This window comes from Paraburkholderia dioscoreae (genome assembly GCF_902459535.1).
In the GTDB taxonomy this organism is placed as follows: Bacteria; Pseudomonadota; Gammaproteobacteria; order Burkholderiales; family Burkholderiaceae; genus Paraburkholderia; species Paraburkholderia dioscoreae.
In genome coordinates, this window is the sequence record NZ_LR699553.1 from 2929745 (window position 1) to 2950761 (window position 21017).

General features: G+C 61.7%; 16 protein-coding genes. 5 read left to right on the forward strand and 11 right to left on the reverse strand.

All coding sequences use genetic code 11. From position 1 onward, the window contains the following. Nucleotides 1-4: 4 nt before the first annotated feature. The 5 genes from iscU to PDMSB3_RS13165 all read right to left on the reverse strand — a co-directional run bounded on the left by iscU (nt 5) and on the right by PDMSB3_RS13165 (nt 3361). A complete protein-coding gene (gene iscU, locus PDMSB3_RS13145) occupies nt 5-418 on the reverse strand; it encodes a Fe-S cluster assembly scaffold IscU (protein ID WP_007181285.1) in 414 nt (137 codons plus the stop codon). 71 nt (nt 419-489) lie between these two features. Beyond that, nucleotides 490-1713, reverse strand: coding sequence for an IscS subfamily cysteine desulfurase (locus tag PDMSB3_RS13150; protein ID WP_007181284.1), 1224 nt, complete (start codon nt 1711-1713; stop codon nt 490-492). 74 nt (nt 1714-1787) lie between these two features. Further along, nucleotides 1788-2318: a Fe-S cluster assembly transcriptional regulator IscR gene (gene iscR, locus PDMSB3_RS13155; RefSeq protein ID WP_007181283.1), complete on the reverse strand. Its 531-nt coding sequence runs from the start codon at nt 2316-2318 to the stop codon at nt 1788-1790. Between the two features lie 141 nt (nt 2319-2459). Then, on the reverse strand, nt 2460-2957 hold the full coding sequence (locus PDMSB3_RS13160; protein WP_007181282.1) for a low molecular weight protein-tyrosine-phosphatase: 498 nt from the start codon (nt 2955-2957) through the stop codon (nt 2460-2462). 164 nt (nt 2958-3121) lie between these two features. Next, nucleotides 3122-3361 carry a hypothetical protein gene (locus PDMSB3_RS13165; RefSeq protein ID WP_007181281.1) on the reverse strand — a complete coding sequence of 80 codons (240 nt, stop codon included), beginning with the start codon at nt 3359-3361 and terminating at the stop codon, nt 3122-3124. A gap of 269 nt (nt 3362-3630) precedes the next feature. Between PDMSB3_RS13165 and PDMSB3_RS13170 the strand changes: the two genes are divergently transcribed. Further along, nucleotides 3631-4194 (forward strand): hypothetical protein, encoded by a 564-nt coding sequence (locus PDMSB3_RS13170; protein ID WP_007181280.1) that lies wholly within the window; start codon nt 3631-3633, stop codon nt 4192-4194. 227 nt (nt 4195-4421) lie between these two features. Here PDMSB3_RS13170 and PDMSB3_RS13175 read toward each other — a convergent pair whose 3' ends face one another. Both PDMSB3_RS13175 and PDMSB3_RS13180 read right to left on the reverse strand, forming a co-directional pair. After that, on the reverse strand, nt 4422-5837 hold the full coding sequence (locus tag PDMSB3_RS13175; protein WP_165186566.1) for a lactate utilization protein B: 1416 nt from the start codon (nt 5835-5837) through the stop codon (nt 4422-4424). A 115-nt stretch (nt 5838-5952) separates the two neighbouring features. After that, nucleotides 5953-6675 carry a (Fe-S)-binding protein gene (locus tag PDMSB3_RS13180; protein WP_007181278.1) on the reverse strand — a complete coding sequence of 241 codons (723 nt, stop codon included), beginning with the start codon at nt 6673-6675 and terminating at the stop codon, nt 5953-5955. 179 nt (nt 6676-6854) lie between these two features. Between PDMSB3_RS13180 and PDMSB3_RS13185 the strand changes: the two genes are divergently transcribed. After that, a complete protein-coding gene (locus PDMSB3_RS13185; RefSeq protein WP_007181277.1) occupies nt 6855-7661 on the forward strand; it encodes an IclR family transcriptional regulator in 807 nt (268 codons plus the stop codon). A gap of 95 nt (nt 7662-7756) precedes the next feature. Here the strand turns inward: PDMSB3_RS13185 and pbpG are convergent, their stop codons facing one another. After that, on the reverse strand, nt 7757-8929 hold the full coding sequence (gene pbpG, locus PDMSB3_RS13190; protein WP_035518006.1) for a D-alanyl-D-alanine endopeptidase: 1173 nt from the start codon (nt 8927-8929) through the stop codon (nt 7757-7759). Between the two features lie 778 nt (nt 8930-9707). On the opposite strand from pbpG, the gene PDMSB3_RS13195 reads away from it, so the two are divergent. After that, complete coding sequence (locus PDMSB3_RS13195) at nt 9708-10280, forward strand: phasin family protein (protein ID WP_007181275.1); 573 nt, start codon at nt 9708-9710, stop codon at nt 10278-10280. Between the two features lie 315 nt (nt 10281-10595). Here PDMSB3_RS13195 and lpdA read toward each other — a convergent pair whose 3' ends face one another. From lpdA to aceE, 3 genes are all read right to left on the reverse strand, one after another. Next, entirely contained in the window at nt 10596-12416 is a 1821-nt protein-coding gene (lpdA, locus tag PDMSB3_RS13200; RefSeq protein WP_007181274.1) for a dihydrolipoyl dehydrogenase, read from the reverse strand. A gap of 290 nt (nt 12417-12706) precedes the next feature. Next, nucleotides 12707-14347: a dihydrolipoyllysine-residue acetyltransferase gene (gene aceF / locus PDMSB3_RS13205; protein WP_165186569.1), complete on the reverse strand. Its 1641-nt coding sequence runs from the start codon at nt 14345-14347 to the stop codon at nt 12707-12709. An 86-nt stretch (nt 14348-14433) separates the two neighbouring features. Beyond that, nucleotides 14434-17130: a pyruvate dehydrogenase (acetyl-transferring), homodimeric type gene (aceE, locus tag PDMSB3_RS13210; protein ID WP_007181272.1), complete on the reverse strand. Its 2697-nt coding sequence runs from the start codon at nt 17128-17130 to the stop codon at nt 14434-14436. Between the two features lie 275 nt (nt 17131-17405). Here aceE and fixL point away from each other — a divergent pair, with 275 nt between their 5' ends. Next, nucleotides 17406-19922 (forward strand): oxygen sensor histidine kinase FixL, encoded by a 2517-nt coding sequence (gene fixL / locus PDMSB3_RS13215; protein WP_035518544.1) that lies wholly within the window; start codon nt 17406-17408, stop codon nt 19920-19922. Further along, complete coding sequence (gene fixJ, locus PDMSB3_RS13220) at nt 19919-20563, forward strand: oxygen response regulator transcription factor FixJ (protein WP_007181270.1); 645 nt, start codon at nt 19919-19921, stop codon at nt 20561-20563. The genes fixL and fixJ overlap by 4 nt, the downstream gene beginning before the upstream one ends. Nucleotides 20564-21017: the final 454 nt, after the last annotated feature.

The following is a 21017-nucleotide window of genomic DNA, read 5'->3' on the forward strand; positions in this document are numbered from 1 at the left end:
TCGATCAGGCGTGCTGCTTTTCGTCTGCAACGACGGCTTCGCCGTGGCGTTGCTTGTAGTCGGCGACCGCTGCCTTGATCGCGTCTTCCGCGAGGATCGAGCAGTGGATCTTCACCGGCGGCAGTGCCAGTTCTTCGGCGATCTGCGTGTTCTTGATCGACATGGCCTGATCGAGCGTCTTGCCCTTCACCCATTCGGTGACGAGCGAGCTCGATGCAATCGCCGAGCCGCAGCCATACGTCTTGAACTTCGCGTCTTCGATGATGCCGTCCGCGCCCACGCGGATCTGCAGCTTCATCACGTCGCCGCATGCCGGCGCGCCGACCATGCCGGTGCCGACCGCATCGTCGTCTTTCGCGAAGGAACCGACGTTGCGTGGGTTTTCGTAGTGGTCCAGAACCTTGTCGCTATAAGCCATGATTAAACTCCTTGATCCGTTTCAATCTGCAATTTGCAATTCGATGAATTCGACTTCGTCCAGACGGCGCGTCAGTGCGCTGCCCACTGGATGGTCGAAATATCGATCCCGTCCTTGTGCATTTCCCACAGCGGCGACAAGTCGCGCAGCTTCGAAATCTTGGTCTTCAGCAGGTTGATCACGTAATCGACATCCTGCTCGGTCGTGAAGCGGCCCACCGTGAAGCGGATCGAGCTGTGCGCCAGTTCGTCGTTACGGCCCAACGCCCGCAGCACGTACGACGGTTCCAGCGAAGCCGACGTACAGGCCGAGCCCGACGACACCGCCACGTCCTTCACCGCCATGATCAGCGATTCGCCTTCCACGAAATTGAAGCTGATGTTCAGGTTGTGCGGCACACGCTTTTCCATGTCGCCGTTCACATACACTTCTTCCATTTCCGACAGGCCGCGCAGCAGACGGTCGCGCAGCATACGGATACGTTCGTTTTCCGTCGCCATTTCTTCACGCGCGATACGGAACGCCTCACCCATGCCGACGATCTGGTGCGTGGCCAGCGTGCCCGAACGCATGCCGCGCTCGTGACCGCCGCCGTGCATCTGCGCTTCGATACGGATACGCGGCTTGCGGCGCACGTACAGCGCGCCGATGCCCTTCGGACCGTAGGTCTTGTGCGCCGAGAACGACATCAGGTCGACCTTCAGCTTTTGCAGGTCGATCGCGATCTTGCCGGTGGCTTGCGCCGCGTCGACATGGAAAATGATGCCCTTTTCACGGGTGATCTCGCCGATCGCCTCGATGTCCTGGATCACGCCGATCTCGTTGTTCACCGACATGACCGACACCAGAATCGTGTCCGGACGCAGCGCGGCCTTGAACTTTTCGAGGTCGAGCAGGCCGTCGTCCTTGACGTCCAGATACGTGACTTCGAAGCCTTCGCGCTCGAGTTCGCGGCAGGTGTCGAGCACGGCCTTGTGCTCGGTCTTCACCGTGACGATGTGCTTACCCTTGCTCTTGTAGAAGTGCGCGGCACCCTTGAGCGCAAGGTTGTCCGACTCCGTTGCACCCGAGGTCCAGATGATTTCGCGCGGGTCTGCGTTGACCAGCGCGGCGACATTCTCACGCGCTTCTTCGACCGCGCGCTCCGCGTCCCAGCCATACGAGTGGCTGCGCGATGCGGGGTTGCCGAACTGCTCACGCAGGTACGGAATCATCTTGTCCACCACGCGCGGATCGATCGGCGTCGTCGCGCTGTAGTCCATGTAGATGGGCAGATGGAGAGTGTCGTTATTCATCAATTGCTCCGGGGACGTCATGTGCTCTGGCTTCTGGGTTCCTGATCAGGCTGCGGTGCTGCTTTGCACCATGCCTAGGAACCGGCCATGTTGAAAACGGAATTGGGCCCTTTCGGCGCCACGCGGACGGGTTCGACCGCCGGCGCCTCGTTGCGCCTGTCGCGCAACACAGCCGGCGACCCTTCGCGCGAACGCTGCTGATCGACCAGATCCTTCAGGGAGACCGAATCGAGGTACTCGACCATTTTCTGGTTCAGCGTGGACCACAGTTCGTGCGTCATGCAGTGGCCGTCGTGCTGTTTGGTGCCCTCGCACGAGCCCTTGCCGCCGCACTGGGTGGCGTCGAGCGGCTCGTCGACCGCGATGATGATGTCGGCCACGGTCACGTCTTCAGCGCGGCGGGCCAGATTGTAGCCGCCGCCCGGTCCGCGCACGGACTCGACGATCTCGTGACGACGCAGCTTGCCAAACAGCTGCTCGAGGTACGACAGGGAGATGTGCTGGCGCTGGCTGATACCCGCAAGCGTCACCGGGCCCTGCTCCTGGCGCAGTGCCAGGTCAATCATCGCCGTGACGGCGAAACGGCCTTTCGTGGTGAGTCTCATATGTGTGGGAACCGCAATTCTCGACAAGTTTTGTCAAGTATAAATACATGACCGATTTAGTCAAGTATCCCTATTGCGATTTGGGTCATTTGCTTAATTGTTGGATGGGGCTGCGCACTATCGTCGAACCCTGGTCAAACCCTACGCCTGCAAGTGGGGGCGCAACGCCGCGATCAGGCCGCGGCAGGCCGCCTCACACTGGTCCAGCACCTGCTCGAAACCTTCCGCGCCACCGAAATACGGATCGACGACTTCACGGGCGCCGCCCCAGCGGGCGTCCGCTTCGGGGACAAATTCCATCAGCAGACGAATCTTGTCGCGTTGGTCCGGTGCGCAGACCTGGCGCAACGCGACGACGTTTTTGTCATCCATCGCGATCAGTAGATCGAAACGCTCGAAATCCACCGCCGCGATCTGGCGGCCGCGCAAGGCCGCGAGTTCGTACCCTCGCTGGCCAGCCGCATGTTGCGCGCGCTCGTCCGGCGGTTGGCCGATGTGCCAGTCGCCTGTGCCGGCGGAATCGATCAGGATGTGCTCCGCGAGCTTCGCTTCGACCACCAGACGGCGCATCACACCTTCCGCCGTCGGTGAACGGCAGATGTTGCCGAGGCAGACAAAGCAGATGGACACGGTTTTCATCAGGGGTTTTTTCAGGCGCGCGAGGCGCGTCGGCCGATGTTTATCAAGATAGGTGCCGAGATTATACAAAGCTCACCGAAATCTCGCCGGACGCCGGCTCGCGGTGGTCACCTTCGGCACGGCGACGGCCATGCTCGCCAAACCGGTCGCGCTAGCCTTCGTGCTTACGACGCTTCCGCGAGCGGCACCGCGGCGGCGGCGCGCATGGGTTTTGCCGGCCGCGTCGAGGCGGCGTCGACCATGCCGTACGAGACGGCGCGCGCAAGCTCAGCCGTCAACTGGCCAGCGGCGAGCGGGGTTTGCGACGCGTGCGAGGCAGCGTCGCTGAGTATATGTAGACAGGCAGCCACAGCCAGCGGCACAACGATGGCGAGCGGCCAGTACGCCGATATTGCCTTTTTCATGATGTCGTTTCTTCCGATTGCGGGCGCATGGGTTTGTATTCCACTATGCCCAATCGAAATCCTATAGGAATACGCAATCGGGAAAAACCCAACGCAGCGAGACAGATCGTTGCTCTCAATGGAACAGTCAATCGGCTGTTGTTGCAGCGCGCGCCGTTAGCGTGGTTCGTGGCATAAAAAAGAAATCCTTACAAACGCACACAAAGCCGCTGCGACGGATGGCGATAATAGCGGTCTTATTGATATAAGCCCTCGCACTGGTCCATCACATGAAACGCTTTGCACCAATCGCCTGCGTCACCCTTGCCGCCCTGCTGGGCGGCTGTGCGGTCTACCCGGACGGTACGCCGATGTACGGCAATGCCAACGGCGGATATAGCGGCTATGACGGTTACGACGGCTACGCCACCGGCGTGCCGGTCGTGCCGCAAACCAACATCTATATGGGTTATGGCAATTACTCCGGGCCGGGCTACTACAACGACGGGCCGGGCCGCTATTACGGACGCGGACCCGGCTATGGGGACTATCCCGACCGTGGGAGGCCGAACAATGGCAACTATGGAAACAACGGCAACCACGGCGATAACGGCGGCTGGCACGGTCAGCCGGGTGGCGGCGGTGGGTCGCACGGCGGACCGCCGCCCCAAGGCGCAGTGGGCGGCCCGCGGGGCCCCAGCGGATCAAATGCGCCTCGACCGGGGGCCGCCAACGCGTCCCCACCTCCGCCGCCGCAACAGGCTGGCAACGGTGGCGGTCGTGGCAACGGCAACAATGCTGCGCCCGTACGCGGAGTGCCGGGCCGCCAGTCCGGCCAGATGACGGATCACTGACGACAGAGCGCCGGGCGCAGCGGACGGACACCAGGCCCCACGTTCGCGATGTAATTGCGCAACGGCAAGCCCGGCGACGTTAGGCCGCTTCCAGGCTGCTCTGTATGAGTAGGCTTGGGAACCCCTGTGGAAGCGCGACCCAGCCACCGCGATGCTGCGATCTACGGCTCGCGCCCAATACCACCAATCGGTGAGATACGACCGCACGCCCCCTCAGCAAAACCTGCTCAGCCAATATGGCTGCGCTGCGCGGCGTACAACTCCCTGAACGTCCGTCCGACCGGAGCGGGCATCTCCCGCGTATTGGTCCAACCGGCGCCGCCTAGCGGCAGCCGGGCGATTGACCGGTTCCTTCCGCCCATGCGCTCCAGCACGCGCACCGCCAGCTTGGTGAAAAGCGCGTAAGCGTCGGGATGCAGCGCCAGGAAACCCCACACGGCGAGCCCCGCGCGCTCTTTCCAGGGCCGCAGGCGCCGCTCCACCTGTTTCTCCCGCAGCTTGCGCAACAGATCCGATAAGGGAATCCCCACCGGGCACACGCTGTTGCACTCGCCGCACAAGGTCGCGGCTTGCGGCAAATCCAGCGCCTTGTCGATACCGACATAGCTCGGCGTCAACACCGAACCCATCGGGCCGGGATACACCCAGCCGTATGCGTGGCCGCCCACCTTCTGATACACCGGGCAATGGTTCATGCACGCGCCGCAACGGATGCACCTCAACATTTCCTGGAAATCGCCGCCTATCAACCCCGTGCGCCCGCCGTCGACGAGCACCACGTACATGTGTTCGGGACCGTCCTGATCGCCCTCGCCGCGCGGCCCGGTCAACACGGAAAAGTAGTTCGCGGTGGCCTGCCCGGTCGCCGAGCGCGGCAGCAGACGCATTGCCGTGGCCAGATCTTCGAGCGTGGGCAACACTTTCTCGATACCCGTCACGGCCACATGCACGCGTGGCATGACGGTGCACATGCCTTCGTTGCCCTCGTTCGTGACCAGCACGACCGAGCCGGTTTCCGCCACCACGAAGTTGCCGCCCGTCACCCCCATGTCCGCCGTCATGAAATGCGGACGCAGCATCTCGCGCGCTTCGCGTGTCATGTCGGTGATTTCGGTCAGGCGCGGCCGGTTGTGAGTCTTCGCGAAAAGATCCGCGATCTCGTCCTTATCTTTGTGGACGACCGGCGCGATGATGTGGCTCGGCGGCTCGTTGCCGTTGATCTGGAGGATGTACTCACCCAGATCCGTTTCGATGGATTGCACGCCCATTTGCCCGAGCACTTCGTTCAGGCGCATTTCTTCGGTGACCATCGACTTGGTCTTGATCACCTTCTTCACCTCGTGCCGGCGCGCAATGTCGCCGATGAGCCGCGCAGCCTCCTGGGTCGTCTCGGCGAACAGGACGGTCACGCCGCGCCGAGCAGCCTCGCGCTCGAAGGTTTCCAGCCACACGTCGAGATTGTCCAGCGCGCGATTGCGGCGCTCCTTCAGCGCGGCGCGCGTGGCCGGAAAGTCGATCTCGGTCATGGCCGTAGCACGGGCCGTGACGAATTTGGTCGACAGCTTGGTCAGGTTCTGCTGCAGCCGCTGGTCGGCGAGCTTCTGACCAGCGCGTGCCTTGAATTGCATGGATTGGACTTGCATGGCGGCCTTATGCGTAAATCGGCGTAAATCGGCGGAGCCGGCAGGATCGGCGTAATCGGAAAGAGCACGCATGAAGCGTGCGTATCTGAACACGGCGGGGGTGCGGCAAGCCGCGTTACACGTCGCCGGCCAACACCTGTGCGATGTGCAGCACCCGCGTGGTCGCGTCGCCGGTACGCCGCAAGCGGCCTTCGATATTGAGCATGCAGCCGAGATCCCCGAGCACCACCGTGCCGGTGCCGCTCGCACCGATATTCGCGCATTTTTCGTCGACGATCGCCGTGGAGATATCGCCGTACTTGAGCGCGAACGTGCCGCCGAAGCCGCAGCAATGCTCGCAATCCTTCATCTCGTTCACCGTCACGCCGATCTGTGCCAGCAAGGCGCGCGGCTGCGCTTTCACGCCGAGCTCACGCAATCCGGAGCAGGAATCGTGATACGTCACCTGGCCCGCGAACTCGCCCGGCTGCAACTGCACCCTGGCCACGTTGACGAGGAAATCGGTCAGTTCGAATACCTTGGCGCGCAGCCGGCCGAAGCGGTTCATCAGTTCCGGGTCGTCGGCAAAAAGATCGCCGTAATGCGCGCGGATCATACCGCCGCACGAACCGGACGGCACCACGACGTAATCGAACTGTTCGAACTCGCGCAGGGTCTTCTCGGCCAGATCGCGCGCAATGCGCCGTTCGCCCGAGTTGTACGCGGGCTGCCCGCAACAGGTTTGGGCGGGTGGCACCACCACTTCGAAACCGGCGGCTTCGATCAGCTTGATGACCGAAAACCCGATCTCGGGACGCATCAGGTCGATCAGGCAGGTAACGAACAATCCGACTCGCATGAGCCCTCCTTCGGGAAAACGTCCCTGATTATCCGCTGTTTGGCGCACAATACCAACGGCCGGAGGGCATAGGACATACGTCAAGTTAAATTGGAATAGCGCCTCCAACCGCTTTCTTTTTTTTCACAATACGGGATACAATCAATTTCCGCTGTTTGACGCGTCAACCGATTCCTCCCATGAGCGATACGAACCCGGATCCCAAAACTTCGATCCAGGTGATCGAACGCATGATGCGCCTGCTCGATGCACTGGCTGCGCATAGCGACCCGGTCAGCCTGAAAGAACTCGCCATCCGCACCGAGCTGCACCCTTCCACCGCGCACCGCATCCTGAACGACATGGTTATGTGCCGGCTGGTGGACCGGTCGGACCCCGGCACTTACCGCCTCGGCATGCGCCTGCTCGAACTCGGCAATCTGGTGAAAGCCCGCCTGTCGGTACGCGACGCGGCGCTCACGCCAATGCGTGAACTGCATCGTCAGACCGGCCAGACGGTGAACCTGTCGGTCCGGCAGGGCGACGAGATCGTCTATATCGAACGCGCTTATTCCGAGCGTTCCGGCATGCAGGTGGTGCGCGCCATCGGCGGGCGGGCGCCGTTGCATCTGACTTCCGTCGGCAAGCTGTTTCTCGCCGCGGACGAATCCACCCGCGTACGGGCCTACGCCACGCGCACTGGCTTGTCAGGCCACACGCAGAACAGCATCACCGACCTGGCCAAACTGGAGCGCGAACTGTCTCATGTGCGCCAGCAAGCCTGCGCGCGCGACAACGAAGAACTGGAACTCGGCGTGCGCTGCATCGCTGCCGGCATTTACGACGACACCGGCAAGCTGGTCGCCGGCCTGTCGTTGTCGGCGCCGGCGGACCGTCTGCAGGATTCCTGGCTCGGCCAGGTCAGTCAGACCGCGCTGATGATCTCCGAGTCGCTCGGCTACCGGCCGCAACCCACGCAAGACCATTCGCCTAGCCATCACGCGTAAGCCGGCGTCCGGCGTTCGCGCACAAAAAAACGCCCCGCATTGCGAGGCGTTTTTTATGCAGGCCGATTCCGCGAACCGGCCACCGACGAACCGCTTCAGGTACCCGAACCGCCGGCGTCCGCGCTGGTAATGCGCGGCTGGTCGCCACCATTATCCAGCCACGTGCGCAGACGCGTTGCGTCCGCGAACCGCGAGTATTTTCCCGACGAGTCGAGCAGCACCATGATCATCGGGCGACCATGAATGGTCGCCTGCATCACGAGACACTCACCCGCTTCGTTGATGAAGCCGGTCTTTTGCAGACCGATGTCCCACGTCGGGTTACGCACTAGCGCATTCGTGCTGTTGTACGCCAGCGAGCGCTTGCCGGTGTACACCTCGTAGCTGTGATCGGTCGAGAACCTGCGGATCAGCGGATACTGATACGCCGCATTGACCATCTTCACGAGGTCGCGCGCGCTGGAGACGTTCTGGCTCGTCAAACCCGTGGGGTTTTCAAAGTGCGTGTCGGTCATGCCAAGCTGCCTTGCCTTCGCGTTCATGGCCGCGAGGAACGCCGGACGGCCGCCCGGGAAATAACGCGACAGCGCTGCGGCCGCGCGATTTTCCGACGCCATCAGAGCGATATGCAGCATGTCTTCACGCGAGAGCACCGAGCCCACCGACAGACGCGAGCCGGTGTTCTTTTCGTAATCGCGGTCTTCGTCAGTGACTTCGATCTGGTCGGTCATCGGCTCTTTCGAATCGAGCACCACCATCGCGGTCATCAGCTTGGTGATCGACGCGATCGGCACCACGGCGCGTGAATTCTTGTCGAAAAGCGGTTCGCCGGAGTTCTGATCGATCACGTAGGCGACGCTGGAGCGCAGCATGAGCGCGTCCGGCGTTTCGTGCAGGCCGAAAGCCTGGCCGACGCTCGGCGGACGCGGCTCGTACGCCACACGGCGCACCACGGAGTGGTGACGGCCATTCGACGTGTACGTTACGCGCTTGCGCTTGACGCCCGCGCGAGGCGCGTCGTCGTTAGCGGCTACGGTCTTTGCAGACGCAGCTTTCGACGCCTTCGACACCTTGGCAGGGGCGGCGGCCGGCTTTTTGGCCGCTTTCGCGTGTTTGGAGGTTTTTGCAGTTGCAGCGGGCGTGGCGGCAAAAGCGCTCACGGGCGTGGCGAACGCCGCTGCGATGACCATGGAGGCGGCCACCGACAGAGCGGTGCTGCGGGCCGCGCCGTGGATCACTTTTAGCGACGAAAACATGTCGGTTTTCATGGGTGTTCGGTAGGGAGCGGCGAGAGGGTTTCCGCAAGTGTAGTAAAACAACGAAAAATTAGCAATTTGAAGCACTTATACGCGCTCCTTAAACCGGCTTGTAAGCTCCGATCGCAAAAACACAAATAAGTGCCTCATCTCGATCGAAAAAAAACGATCGCCAACGCGCTTCGCCTCGCAGCTGCCGCCATACGCCAGAATCGAGGTGATTCTTCCAGCATAACGGCAATTTCGAGACAACCTTGATCAGGGGAAATACGGTCAGAGCACCTGCGCGTCTGTCGCTGTCAGTGCAGAGGTACGGCGTTGGCATCATCCCACAGATTGTTAAACGTCCGCTGGGAACCGCCAACGCGCATTCGACCGGGTTCCAGCGTTAACGTTCCGTGACACTTTCCGGTTTACATGGATTTGCAACGTGGGCGTTTTGTTTTCGTTGTCCAATGTTAGCGGGTGCCTGCACGGCGCGCGACAGGAGGTAAAAAATACCCATCTGCAGCAATAAAACACGTCGAATATCCCGCACCAGTACGGTGCGGCGGCGAAATTGATCTACGTCATACGATCGTCATGCCTAGCGCATAACGTCTTGTTTTATCAGTAGTTTCTTAATATGGTGCGACGCACAAAAAGGACTTGACATTCGGTGCAGCCATCCTAAAATGGGAACCATTGCTGCGATGCACAAAACATCGCGGTCCGGCGGGGCGCACCAACGTGTCTCACCACTCACCCAATGCGGTCCGCACAGACAGACCGCGATCCAGGAGCGTAAACCATGACTCTGCTGACCCCTGAGCAATTCGCCGCAGCCCAGAAAGCCAACTTTGAAACGCTGTTCGGCCTGACGACCAAAGCATTCGAAGGCGTCGAAAAGCTGGTTGAGCTGAACCTGCAGGTCGTGAAATCGACGCTCGCGGAAAGCCAGGAAAATGCCCAACGCGCGTTGTCAGTGAAAGACGCGCAGGAACTGCTGGCACTGCAGGCAAGCCTTGCACAGCCGGTGGCCGAAAAGGCGCTATCGTACGGCCGTCACGTGTATGAGATCGTTTCGGCAACGCAAGGCGAATTCGCCCGCGTCGCGGAAGCGCAATTCGAAGAGCAAAACCGCAAGGTCCAATCGCTCGTCGAAAACGTTGCCAAGAATGCTCCGGCCGGTTCGGAAACCGCCGTCGCCGTGATGAAGTCGGCCATTACCGCCGCCAACACCACGTACGAAACGGTCCACAAGGCTACCAAGCAAGCGGTCGAAATCGCTGAAAGCAACTTCAATGCAGCTGCAACGGCCGCCTCGAAGGCAGCTTCGCAAGCTGCTGCACAAGCATCGCGCTCGGCCAAGAAGGCAGTCTAAGCTTCCGTCTCACGCGTCAACCTGCAGGCATCAAACAGCGCCGGCACAGCTCATACGCTGTGCCGGCGTTACCGCAAGCAACAGCGTCGTGCCGTTGCCGCTCACACGGTGTTAATTGGCCGAACGCTCCGATACGTTGAATAGCGTATCGTTTGCCCGGCGCAAGGCCGGGATTTTTTTTCCCGCCACTGTCGTTGCGCGGTAACTGCCCGGCTCTGCTCTGCTGCTCAAAAAAAACGGCGCGTCCTTTGCGGAACGCGCCGTTTTTTGCTTTATCGGCCAGCCTGCATATGAATGCGGACGGGCCAAACCGCGCTACTTCTTTTTCTGCGGCGGCAAGTCGGTGCACACGCCTTCATACAGCTCGGCGGCCATGCCGATCGATTCGCCGAGCGTCGGATGCGGATGAATCGTCTTACCGATATCCGTTGCGTCCGCACCCATCTCGATCGCGAGACACACTTCGCTGATCAGGTCGCCGGCGTTCAACCCGACAATCCCGCCGCCGATCACACGATGCGTTTCCTCGTCGAACAGCAGTTTCGTGAAGCCTTCGTCGCGACCGTTGGCAATCGCCCGGCCCGAAGCCGCCCACGGGAACACCGCTTTGCCGTACTTGATGCCGGCCGCCTTCAACTGGTCTTCGGTCTTGCCCGCCCACGCCACTTCCGGATCGGTGTAAGCCACCGACGGAATCTGCAACGCGTCGAAGTACGCCTTCTCACCATGCGCGGCCTCGGCGGCAACGTGGCCTTCGTGCACCGCTTTATGCGCGAGCATCGGCTGACCGACGATGTCGCCGATCGCGAAGATGTGCGGCACATTAGTGCGCATCTGCCTGTCGACGTCGATGAAGCCGCGATCGGTCACCGCCACGCCCGCCTTATCGGCGCCGATTTTCTTGCCATTCGGCGTACGGCCCACCGCAACCAGCACAAGGTCGTAGCGTTGCGCTTCGGCCGGGGCCTTTTCACCTTCGAACGAGACGTGAATGCCGTCGTCTTTCGCTTCGGCTGCGGTGGTTTTGGTCTTCAGCATGACGTTTGCGAAACGCTTGCTGTTGTACTTCTCCCAGACCTTGACCAGATCGCGGTCCGCGCCGGCCATCAGGCCGTCGAGCATTTCGACCACATCGATCTTCGCGCCGAGCGTGGCATAAACCGTGGCCATTTCCAGACCGATGATGCCGCCACCGATCACCAGCATGCGTTGCGGAATCTGACGCAGTTCGAGCGCGCCGGTCGAATCGACCACGCGCGGATCTTCCGGAATGAACGGCAGTTTCACCGCTTCCGAACCGGCGGCGATGATCGCCTGCTTGAACTTGACGACTTTCTTGCCGCCTTCGGTCTGCACTTCCATGTGATGCGGATCGACGAACGCGCCGTTACCCGTCACGACTTCGACCTTGCGCATCTTCGCCATGCCCGCAAGACCGCCAGTCAGTTTCTTGACGACGCCCGACTTGAACTCACGCAGCTTGTCCAGATCGATTTGCGGCTTGGCGAACGTGATGCCGTGTGCGCCGAGCGCTTCGGCTTCATCGATCACGAGCGCGGTGTGCAACAGCGCTTTCGACGGAATACAGCCGACATTCAGACAGACGCCGCCGAGCGTCGCGTAACGCTCGACCAGCACCGTTTTCATGCCGAGGTCGGCCGAGCGGAACGCTGCCGAATAGCCGCCGGGGCCAGACCCGAGCACGAGCATGTCGCACTCGATATCCGCGCTGCCCGAATAGCTGCCGGCTTGCGGCGCGGCTGCTGCCGCTTTGGCCGGAGCCGGAGCGGGAGCCGCCGCTTGAGCCGCCTGCTGCGGTTTGGCCTCCGCCTGAGCGGGCGCTTTCTCAGCTTCTTTGGCCGGAGCCTTCGGTGCGTCTTTCGCGGGCGCCGCATCCGCCGACGTTTCGACGAGCGCGATCAGCGTGCCTTGCGAGACTTTGTCGCCAGCTTTGACGCGGACTTCCTTGACGGTGCCGGCGGTGTCGCTCGGCACTTCGATGGAAGCCTTATCGGACTCGAGCGTCATCAGCGCCTGTTCGTTCTCGATGACGTCGCCCGGTTTGATATTGACTTCGATGACATCGACGTCTTTGAAGTCGCCGATATCCGGCACTTTTACTTCGACGAGACTCATTAGTGTCCCCTTCTCATATTGATCGTGATGAGACGAAGAACCCACGCAATGCAGCCCAAAAGCTGGCAGCGCTCTGGACAGAATCATCCTTTGCAGTCCGCCCAAGGACGCGCCTTTCTTTTGCCTACTTTTCTTTGGAAGACGCCCCGCAGGAAGTACCCTTGGGATGCAAAGAAAAGTAGGTGCCGCCCCGCACAGGGGCGACACTAATAGACCGAAAAGAAAGCAGGTTCTACAGAGAGACGCGGATAACAAACAAAAAACCCGCGCCCCGCGCAACCATCACCACATCAAAGAATCACACGCCGGAAATCGGCAAGAATCGCACCCAGATAAGCATTGAAGCGCGCCGCTTCCGCCCCGTCGATAACCCGATGGTCATACGATAAAGACAACGGCAGCATCAGGCGCGGCACAAACTGCTTGCCGTCCCACACCGGCTTCATCGCACCACGCGACAGCCCGAGAATAGCGACTTCAGGCGCATTGATGATCGGCGTAAAGTTCGTGCCGCCAATTCCGCCGAGCGACGAAATCGAGAAGCAACCGCCCTGCATCTGATCCGGCTTCAGCTTGCCTTCACGCGCGGCCTTCGACAGATCGGTCATTTCCTTCGCGATCTCGACCAGACCCTTCTTGTCCGCGTCGCGAATCACCGGCACCACCAGACCGTTCGGTGTATCGGCGGCAAAACCTACGTGGAAGTACTGCTTGAACACGAGGTTGTCGCCGTCGAGACTCGCATTGAACGTCGGGAATTTCTTCAGAGCCGAAACAACAGCCTTGATCACGAATGCCAGCATCGTGATCTTCACGCCGGCCTTTTCGTTTTCCTTGTTCAGTTGCACGCGCAGCGCTTCGAGTTCCGTGATGTCCGCTTCGTCGTTGTTCGTGACGTGCGGAATCATGACCCAGTTGCGATGCAGATTCGCGCCCGAAATCTTCTTGATGCGCGACAGCGGCTTCGGATCGACCGGACCGAATTTCGTGAAGTCGATCTTCGGCCACGGCAGCAGATTCAACTCGCCGCCGCCCGCCGCAGCCGGTGCCGCGGCACCCGCCGGCGCCGCACGCTGGCCGGCCATGACACTCTTGATGAAGGCAGTCACGTCGGCTTGCGTAATGCGGCCCTTCGGCCCCGTACCCCGCACCTGCGTCACGTCGACGCCGAGTTCGCGCGCGAACTTGCGCACTGACGGCGACGCATGGCTCGCGTGACGGGCGCCGCCTTCGCCAGCCGGAATCACGGGCGCCTGAGCGAGCGCCGACGGCGCCGCCGGAGCCGGCGACGGCGTAGCCGGCGCATCGGACGGCTGCTCGACAGCTTGCTGCTTCGGTGCCGGAGCCGGCGCAGCCGCGCCGCCTTCCGCTTCCACCACCACGATCACCGAGCCTTCCGACACGGTATCGCCAACCTTGACCTTCACTTCCTTGACGATGCCGGCAGCCGAGCTCGGCACGTCCATAGTCGCCTTGTCGGATTCGAGCGTCACCAGCGACTGCTCTTTCTCGACACGATCACCGACCTTCACGGCGACTTCGATCACGGGAATGTCTTTGTAGTCGCCGATATCCGGCACCTTGACTTCCTGCAGACCGCCACCGCCGCTCGCGGCGGGTGCGGGCGCAGCCGCGGGGGCGGCAGCCGGTGCCGGTGCGGCCGCAGGCGCCGGTGCAGCCGCGCCGCCTTCCGCGCCTTCCAGCACGACGATCAGCGAACCTTCCGACACGTTGTCGCCGACCTTGACCTTCACTTCCTTGACGACGCCGGCGGCCGAGCTCGGCACATCCATGGTCGCCTTGTCGGATTCCAGCGTAACGAGCGACTGCTCTTTCTCGACGGTGTCACCCGCCTTCACCAGCACCTCGATCACAGGAATGTCCTTGTAATCGCCGATGTCCGGCACCTTGACTTCGATCGCTTGACTCATTGTTAGTGTCTCCTGGGCCGCGCACGCACCCGGCCCCCGTCGAACGGGGGCGGGCGCACACGCCGTGGCACACGGGGAAGGATGCCTTAGACGGTCATCGGGTTGGGTTTGGCGGGATCAAGGTTGTATTTCCTGAGCGCCTCGGCGACGACCTTGCGTTCGATCGTGCCTTCATCTGCCAGTGCATTCAACGCGGCAACCGTGACCCAGTAGCGGTCGACTTCGAAGAAGTGGCGCAGCTTCTCGCGCGTGTCCGAACGGCCGTAGCCGTCCGTGCCCAGCACGACGAATTTCTGCGGCACGAACGCGCGGATCTGTTCGGTCAGCGCGCGCACGTAATCGGTCGAGGCGATGACCGGACCTTGTGCGTCCTTAAGCAGCTTCTCGACGTGCGAGAGCTTCTTTTCTTCCGTCGGGTGCAGCAGGTTCCAGCGCTGCACTTCATGGCCTTCGCGAGCCAGTTCGGTGAAGCTCGGCACGCTCCACAGATCGGCGGCAACGCCCCAGTCGTTCTTCAGCAGGTCGGCGGCGGCGATCACTTCGTTGAAGATCGTGCCCGCGCCCATCAACTGCACGCGCGGCGTCTTCTTGTCGGCCTCGGCCTTGCGGAACGCGTACATGCCCTTGATGATGTCGGCGGCCACCGAGTCACCCTGCGGAATCGCCGGGTGCTCGTAGTTCTCGTTCATCACCGTGACGTAGTAGTACACGTCTTCCTGTTCCGCGACCATGCGGCGCAGACCGTCCTGCATGATGACCGCGAGTTCGTAGCCGAACGTCGGGTCGTAGCTGATGCAGTTCGGCACCGAAGCCGCCCACAGCAGCGAGTGGCCGTCTTCGTGCTGCAGACCTTCGCCGTTCAGCGTGGTGCGGCCCGCCGTACCGCCCAGCAGGAAGCCGCGCGAACGCATGTCGCCCGCCGCCCATGCCAGGTCGCCGATGCGCTGGAAGCCGAACATCGAGTAGAAGATGTAGAACGGGATCATGATCTCGCCGTGCGTCGAGTACGACGTCGCGGCCGCGATCCAGTCCGACATGCCGCCGGCTTCATTGATGCCTTCCTGCAGGATCTGCCCGGTTTCCGACTCACGGTAGAACATGAGCTGGTCGGAATCTTCCGGCACGTACTTCTGGCCGTCCTGATTCCAGATACCGATCTGGCGGAACAGGCCTTCCATACCGAAGGTGCGCGACTCGTCCGGCACGATCGGCACGATACGCTTACCAAGCGCCTTGTCTTTCAACAGGATGTTCAGGATCCGCACGAACGCCATCGTAGTGGAGATCTCGCGGCCTTCGCCCGTGCCCTTGAGCAGCGGCTCGAATACCGACAGTTCCGGCACCGGCAGCGACTCGGCCTTCTGACGACGCGCCGGCAGATAGCCGCCGAGATCCTGGCGGCGAGCGCGCATGTACTCGAGTTCTTTCGAACCTTCTTCGAACTTGAGATACGGCACGTTGACGAGGTCTTCGTCGGAGATCGGCAGGCGGAACTGGTCGCGGAATTTCTTCAGCTGGTCCACGTGCAGCTTTTTCTGCTGGTGCGTGATGTTCATGGCCTGGCCGGCTTCGCCCATGCCATAGCCCTTGATCGTCTTCGCGAGAATGACGGTCGGCTGGCCCTGCGAATTCGACGCTTCCTGGAACGCTGCGTAGATCTTGTGCGGATCGTGGCCGCCGCGGTTCAGGTTCCAGATTTCCTCGTCGGACCATTCGGCGACCAGCGCCTTCAGTTCCGGCGTGTTGAAGAAGTGTTCGCGTACATACGCGCCCGACTCCGACTTGTACGTCTGGTACTCACCGTCGACCACTTCCATCATGCGGCGCATCAGTGCGCCCGATTTGTCGCGTTGGAACAGCGCATCCCAGCGGCTGCCCCAGATGACCTTGATGACATTCCAGCCCGCGCCGCGGAATTCGCTTTCCAGTTCCTGGATGATCTTGCCGTTACCGCGCACCGGGCCGTCGAGGCGCTGCAGGTTGCAGTTGATCACGAACACGAGGTTGTCGAGGCGTTCGCGGCCGGCCATGCCGATCGCGCCGAGCGATTCCGGCTCGTCCGTTTCGCCGTCGCCGAGGAAGGCCCACACTTTGCGGCCTTCGGTTTTCGTAATGCCGCGCGCCTGCAGGTACTTCATGAAGCGCGCCTGATAGATCGCCATGATCGGGCCGAGGCCCATCGAGACGGTCGGGAATTGCCAGAAGTCCGGCATCAGCCACGGGTGCGGGTACGACGAAATGCCCTCGCCGCCCACTTCCTGGCGGAAGTTGTCGAGCTGGTTCTCGGTCAGGCGGCCGAGCAGGAACGCGCGCGAGTACACACCCGGCGACGAATGCCCCTGCACGAACACGAGATCGCCGCCGTGTTGCGCGGACGGTGCATGCCAGAAGTGGTTGTAGCCGACGTCGTACAGCGTGGCAGCCGAGGCGAACGAGGCAATGTGGCCGCCGACGTTGGTGTCCTTGCCGGCGCGCAGCACCATGGCAATGGCGTTCCAGCGGGTATACGAGCGGATACGGTGTTCGAGATCCTGGTCGCCGGGAATTTTCGCCTGGCGCGAAACGGGAATCGTATTGATATACGGCGTGTTGGCCGAGAACGGCAGATGTTCGCCATGCACGCGGGCGAACTCGATCTGTTTCTCGATGAGATAGTGAGCGCGGTCGGGGCCCACAGCAGAAATCACGCCATCCAGCGCTTCAAGCCATTCGCCGGTTTCCTGGGGATCGTCGTCTTTTTCGGCGGCGACATATTTCATGACTTCGTCGGGTACAGCGGACATGCTCGTCTCCTGGATATAGAGGAACGCTCTTTGAACAGACGACGCGGACGAAGCACGGCCGCGGCAGCTTCGGCCGATTGTAATGACCGTCCCGACGTCCGCGCAACAAAATTTTCGAATTACGAGATTCATTCTCATAATGCGGAAAATTGTTGCGGCGCAACCTGATTTGACTGCCAATCGACGGATACGTCGGCTAGTTTGCGCCGAATAATGGCACTTTCAGCGCTTTTTTGCGCCATTTGCCAGCTTCCTGCTGCGCTACAATGCCACGCATGTTGACCGAACGGCTTTTCGCACGCTCGGCGCGCACCGCCGGTTCGCCGGCGGATTCGACGCCGTCCTCCCGCTGGCACCACGGACCGTGGTGGTCGAATTCCTATTTGCTCACGCCGCTCCTGTCGATCCTCGTTTTTCTGGTCGTCATGAGTCTGATTCTGTGGAGTCTGAACCGGCGCGAACAGCAGCAGCAGGAAGACACGCTGTATCGCAACGTCGCGTGGGCGCAGCAGCAGATCCGTCTTTCCATGACCGGCGCACAGGAACAGATCCAGGCGCTCGCGCGCGATCTGGTGGCCGGCCACGCCGATCCGCATTCGTTCCAGGTGTCCACCACCGACATCATGCAGGGGCATCCCGAGATCCTCTACATGAACTGGTACACGAGCCAGCAGCAGCCGCGCTGGCCCAATACCGCGCTGCCGGTGTTCGGCCAGCGGCTCGCGAGGCCGAACGACACGCAGATGGACGAAGCCGTCAAGGCCGCCTTTACCGAGGCGCGCAATACGCGCCGCCAGGTCTATTCGCCGCTCATTTATGACGACGTCGGCAACGGCTACATCACGCTGCAAACGCCGGTGTACCGCGACCGCGACTTCCTCGGCACGATCGCCGCGGTGTTCTCGGTGGAAGGCATTCTCAAGCACGACATTCCGCCGGAGCTTTCGGCGAAATACAAAATCTCGATCATCGACGTGAACAACCGCGAGTTGACCACCACGTCGACCCGCCCGCGCCTGCCGCGCGACATGTTCTACGATCTGCCGCTAGACCCGCCGGGCCAGGGCGTCTCCGTGCGCGTCTACGCGTTTCCGCAGATGACCAACTTCACCAACAACACCCTGGTGTGGCTGGTGGCGGGCCTGTCCTGTTTCGTGCTGTGGAGCCTGTGGAGCTTGTGGAAACACACGCGCCAACGCTTCGAGGCGCAGCAGGCGCTGTACGCCGAAGCGTTCTTCCGCCGCGCGATGGAAAATTCGGTGCTGATCGGCATGCGCGTACTCGACATGCACGGGCGCATCACCCACGTCAATCCGGCGTTTTGCCGCATGACCGGCTGGGATGAAAGCGATCTGGTCGGCAAGAATGCGCCGTTCGCTTACTGGCCGCGCGACGCTTACCCCGAAATGCAGCGCCAGCTCGACATGACGCTGCGCGGCAAGGCGCCCTCTTCCGGCTTCGAATTGCGGGTGCGCCGCAAGGACGGATCGCTGTTCCACGCGCGTCTTTACGTGTCGCCGCTGATCGACAGTTCGGGCCGCCAGACCGGCTGGATGTCGTCGATGACCGACATCACCGAACCGAAACGCGCGCGCGAAGAACTCGCCGCCGCGCACGAGCGCTTCACCACCGTGCTCGAAAGCCTCGACGCCGCCGTGTCCGTGCTGGCCGCCGACGAGGCCGAGCTGCTGTTCGCCAACCGCTATTACCGTCATCTGTTCGGGATTCGCCCGGACGGTCATCTGGAATTGGCGGGCGGCGGGTTCGATAGCGCACAGGCGTCGTCCGATTCGATCGATATGGTGGATACCTACGCCGGGTTGCCCGCCGCGGCGTTGACCGAAAGCACCGCCGATGCGCAGGAAGTTTACGTGCAAAGCATCCAGAAGTGGTTCGAAGTGCGCCGCCAGTACATCCAGTGGGTGGACGGCCACCTCGCGCAGATGCAGATCGCAACCGACATTACGACTCGCAAGCAGGCGCAGGAATTGTCGCGTCAGCAGGACGAAAAACTGCAGTTCACGAGCCGCCTCATGACGATGGGCGAAATGGCGTCGTCGCTCGCCCACGAGTTGAACCAGCCGCTCGCCGCGATCAATAACTATTGCTCCGGAACCGTCGCACTGGTTAAATCCGGTCGGACGACGCCTGACAATCTGCTGCCCGTGCTCGAAAAGACGGCCCAGCAAGCGGTGCGCGCAGGCATGATCATCAAGCGCATTCGCGAGTTCGTGAAGCGCAGCGAGCCGAAGCGTCAGGCCACGCGCGTCGCGGATATCGTCGCGGACGCCGTGGGTCTCGCGGAAATCGAGGCGAGGAAGCGCCGCATTCGTATCGTCACGGATCTGCGCGCGCGCCTGCCGGTGATCTACGTCGATCCGGTGCTGATCGAGCAGGTGCTGGTCAACCTGCTGAAGAACGGCGCCGAAGCAATGGCCGAAGCCCGTCCGAACGCGGTCGACCCGGTGATCCGCGTGGTCGTGCGGCTGGAGGGCGGATTTGTCTGCATCAGCGTCGTCGACCAGGGGCCGGGCGTCGACGAAGCAACAGCCGAGCGGCTGTTCGAACCGTTTTACAGCACCAAGTCCGATGGCATGGGCATGGGGCTGAATATTTGCCGTTCGATTATCGAATCGCACCGCGGCCGTCTGTGGGTGGTCAACAACGTCGAATCTGACGGCCACATCACAGGCGCCACGTTCCATTGCAGTCTGCCTATTGGAGAGCCTGACGGCCCGAGCAACGGCGGGTCACAGGCGCCGACACCACAAACCGTTACGGGAGAGCTATGAACAGCCCAGTCACCACACAGGAAACTGTCTTTGTCGTCGACGACGACGAGGCCGTGCGAGATTCGCTGCGCTGGCTGCTGGAGGCGAACGGCTACCGCGTGCAGTGCTTCTCCAGCGCCGAGCAGTTCATCGACGCATGGCAGCCGCACACGCATCCGGGCCAGATCGCCTGCCTGATCCTCGACGTGCGGATGTCCGGCATGAGCGGGCTCGAATTGCAGGAACGCCTGATCGCCGACAACGCGTCGCTGCCGATCATCTTCGTGACGGGTCACGGAGACGTCCCGATGGCCGTGTCCACGATGAAAAAAGGCGCGATGGACTTCATCGAGAAGCCGTTCGACGAAGCCGAGTTGCGCAAGCTTGTCGAGCGCATGCTCGACAAGGCGCGCAGCGAAAGCAGCAGCGTGCAGCAGCAGCGCGCCGCGGCAGAACGACTCGGCAAGCTGACCGCGCGTGAGCACCAGGTGCTCGAGCGCATCATCGCCGGCCGCCTGAACAAGCAGATCGCCGACGACCTCGGCATCAGCATCAAGACGGTCGAAGCGCACCGCGCGAACATCATGGAAAAGCTCAACGTCAACACGGTCGCCGATCTGCTGCGACTCGCGCTGTCGAACAAGCCGCAACCGGCGCAATAAGCCACACCCCGAGCCGCACCGCGGCGGCACGCCCCGAAGAAAATCCCCTGGGGTAGCCGCCGCCGGAAAAGTGGCCACGCATCAACGGCCGGACCCTCCACGAGTCCGGCCACCTCGCCGCCTCCCTCCTGTCATACCCCCTCGCTTTTTGCCTCGCCACCTTGCATGCCATCAACGCGACCTGCGTTAATTCGACGCATCCAGCAGGAAAATAATACGCATTACTCAGCAAATGCTTACACTATTGCGCAACAATTTCTTTCCTCAGACAAGATTGACGGACTGATGCGCACCCTTTAATTTACACAGAACTCCTTAGCGCATATCGCCGACGGCGATCAACGCGGGAACGACGTGCTGCAAAAATCAGCACGCGGTATCGCCTGGTGGTACGAAACAATCGGATCGGCTCGAGCGTTTCTTTTTCGCAGCATCGTGTCCGCCGAGCCGTTTG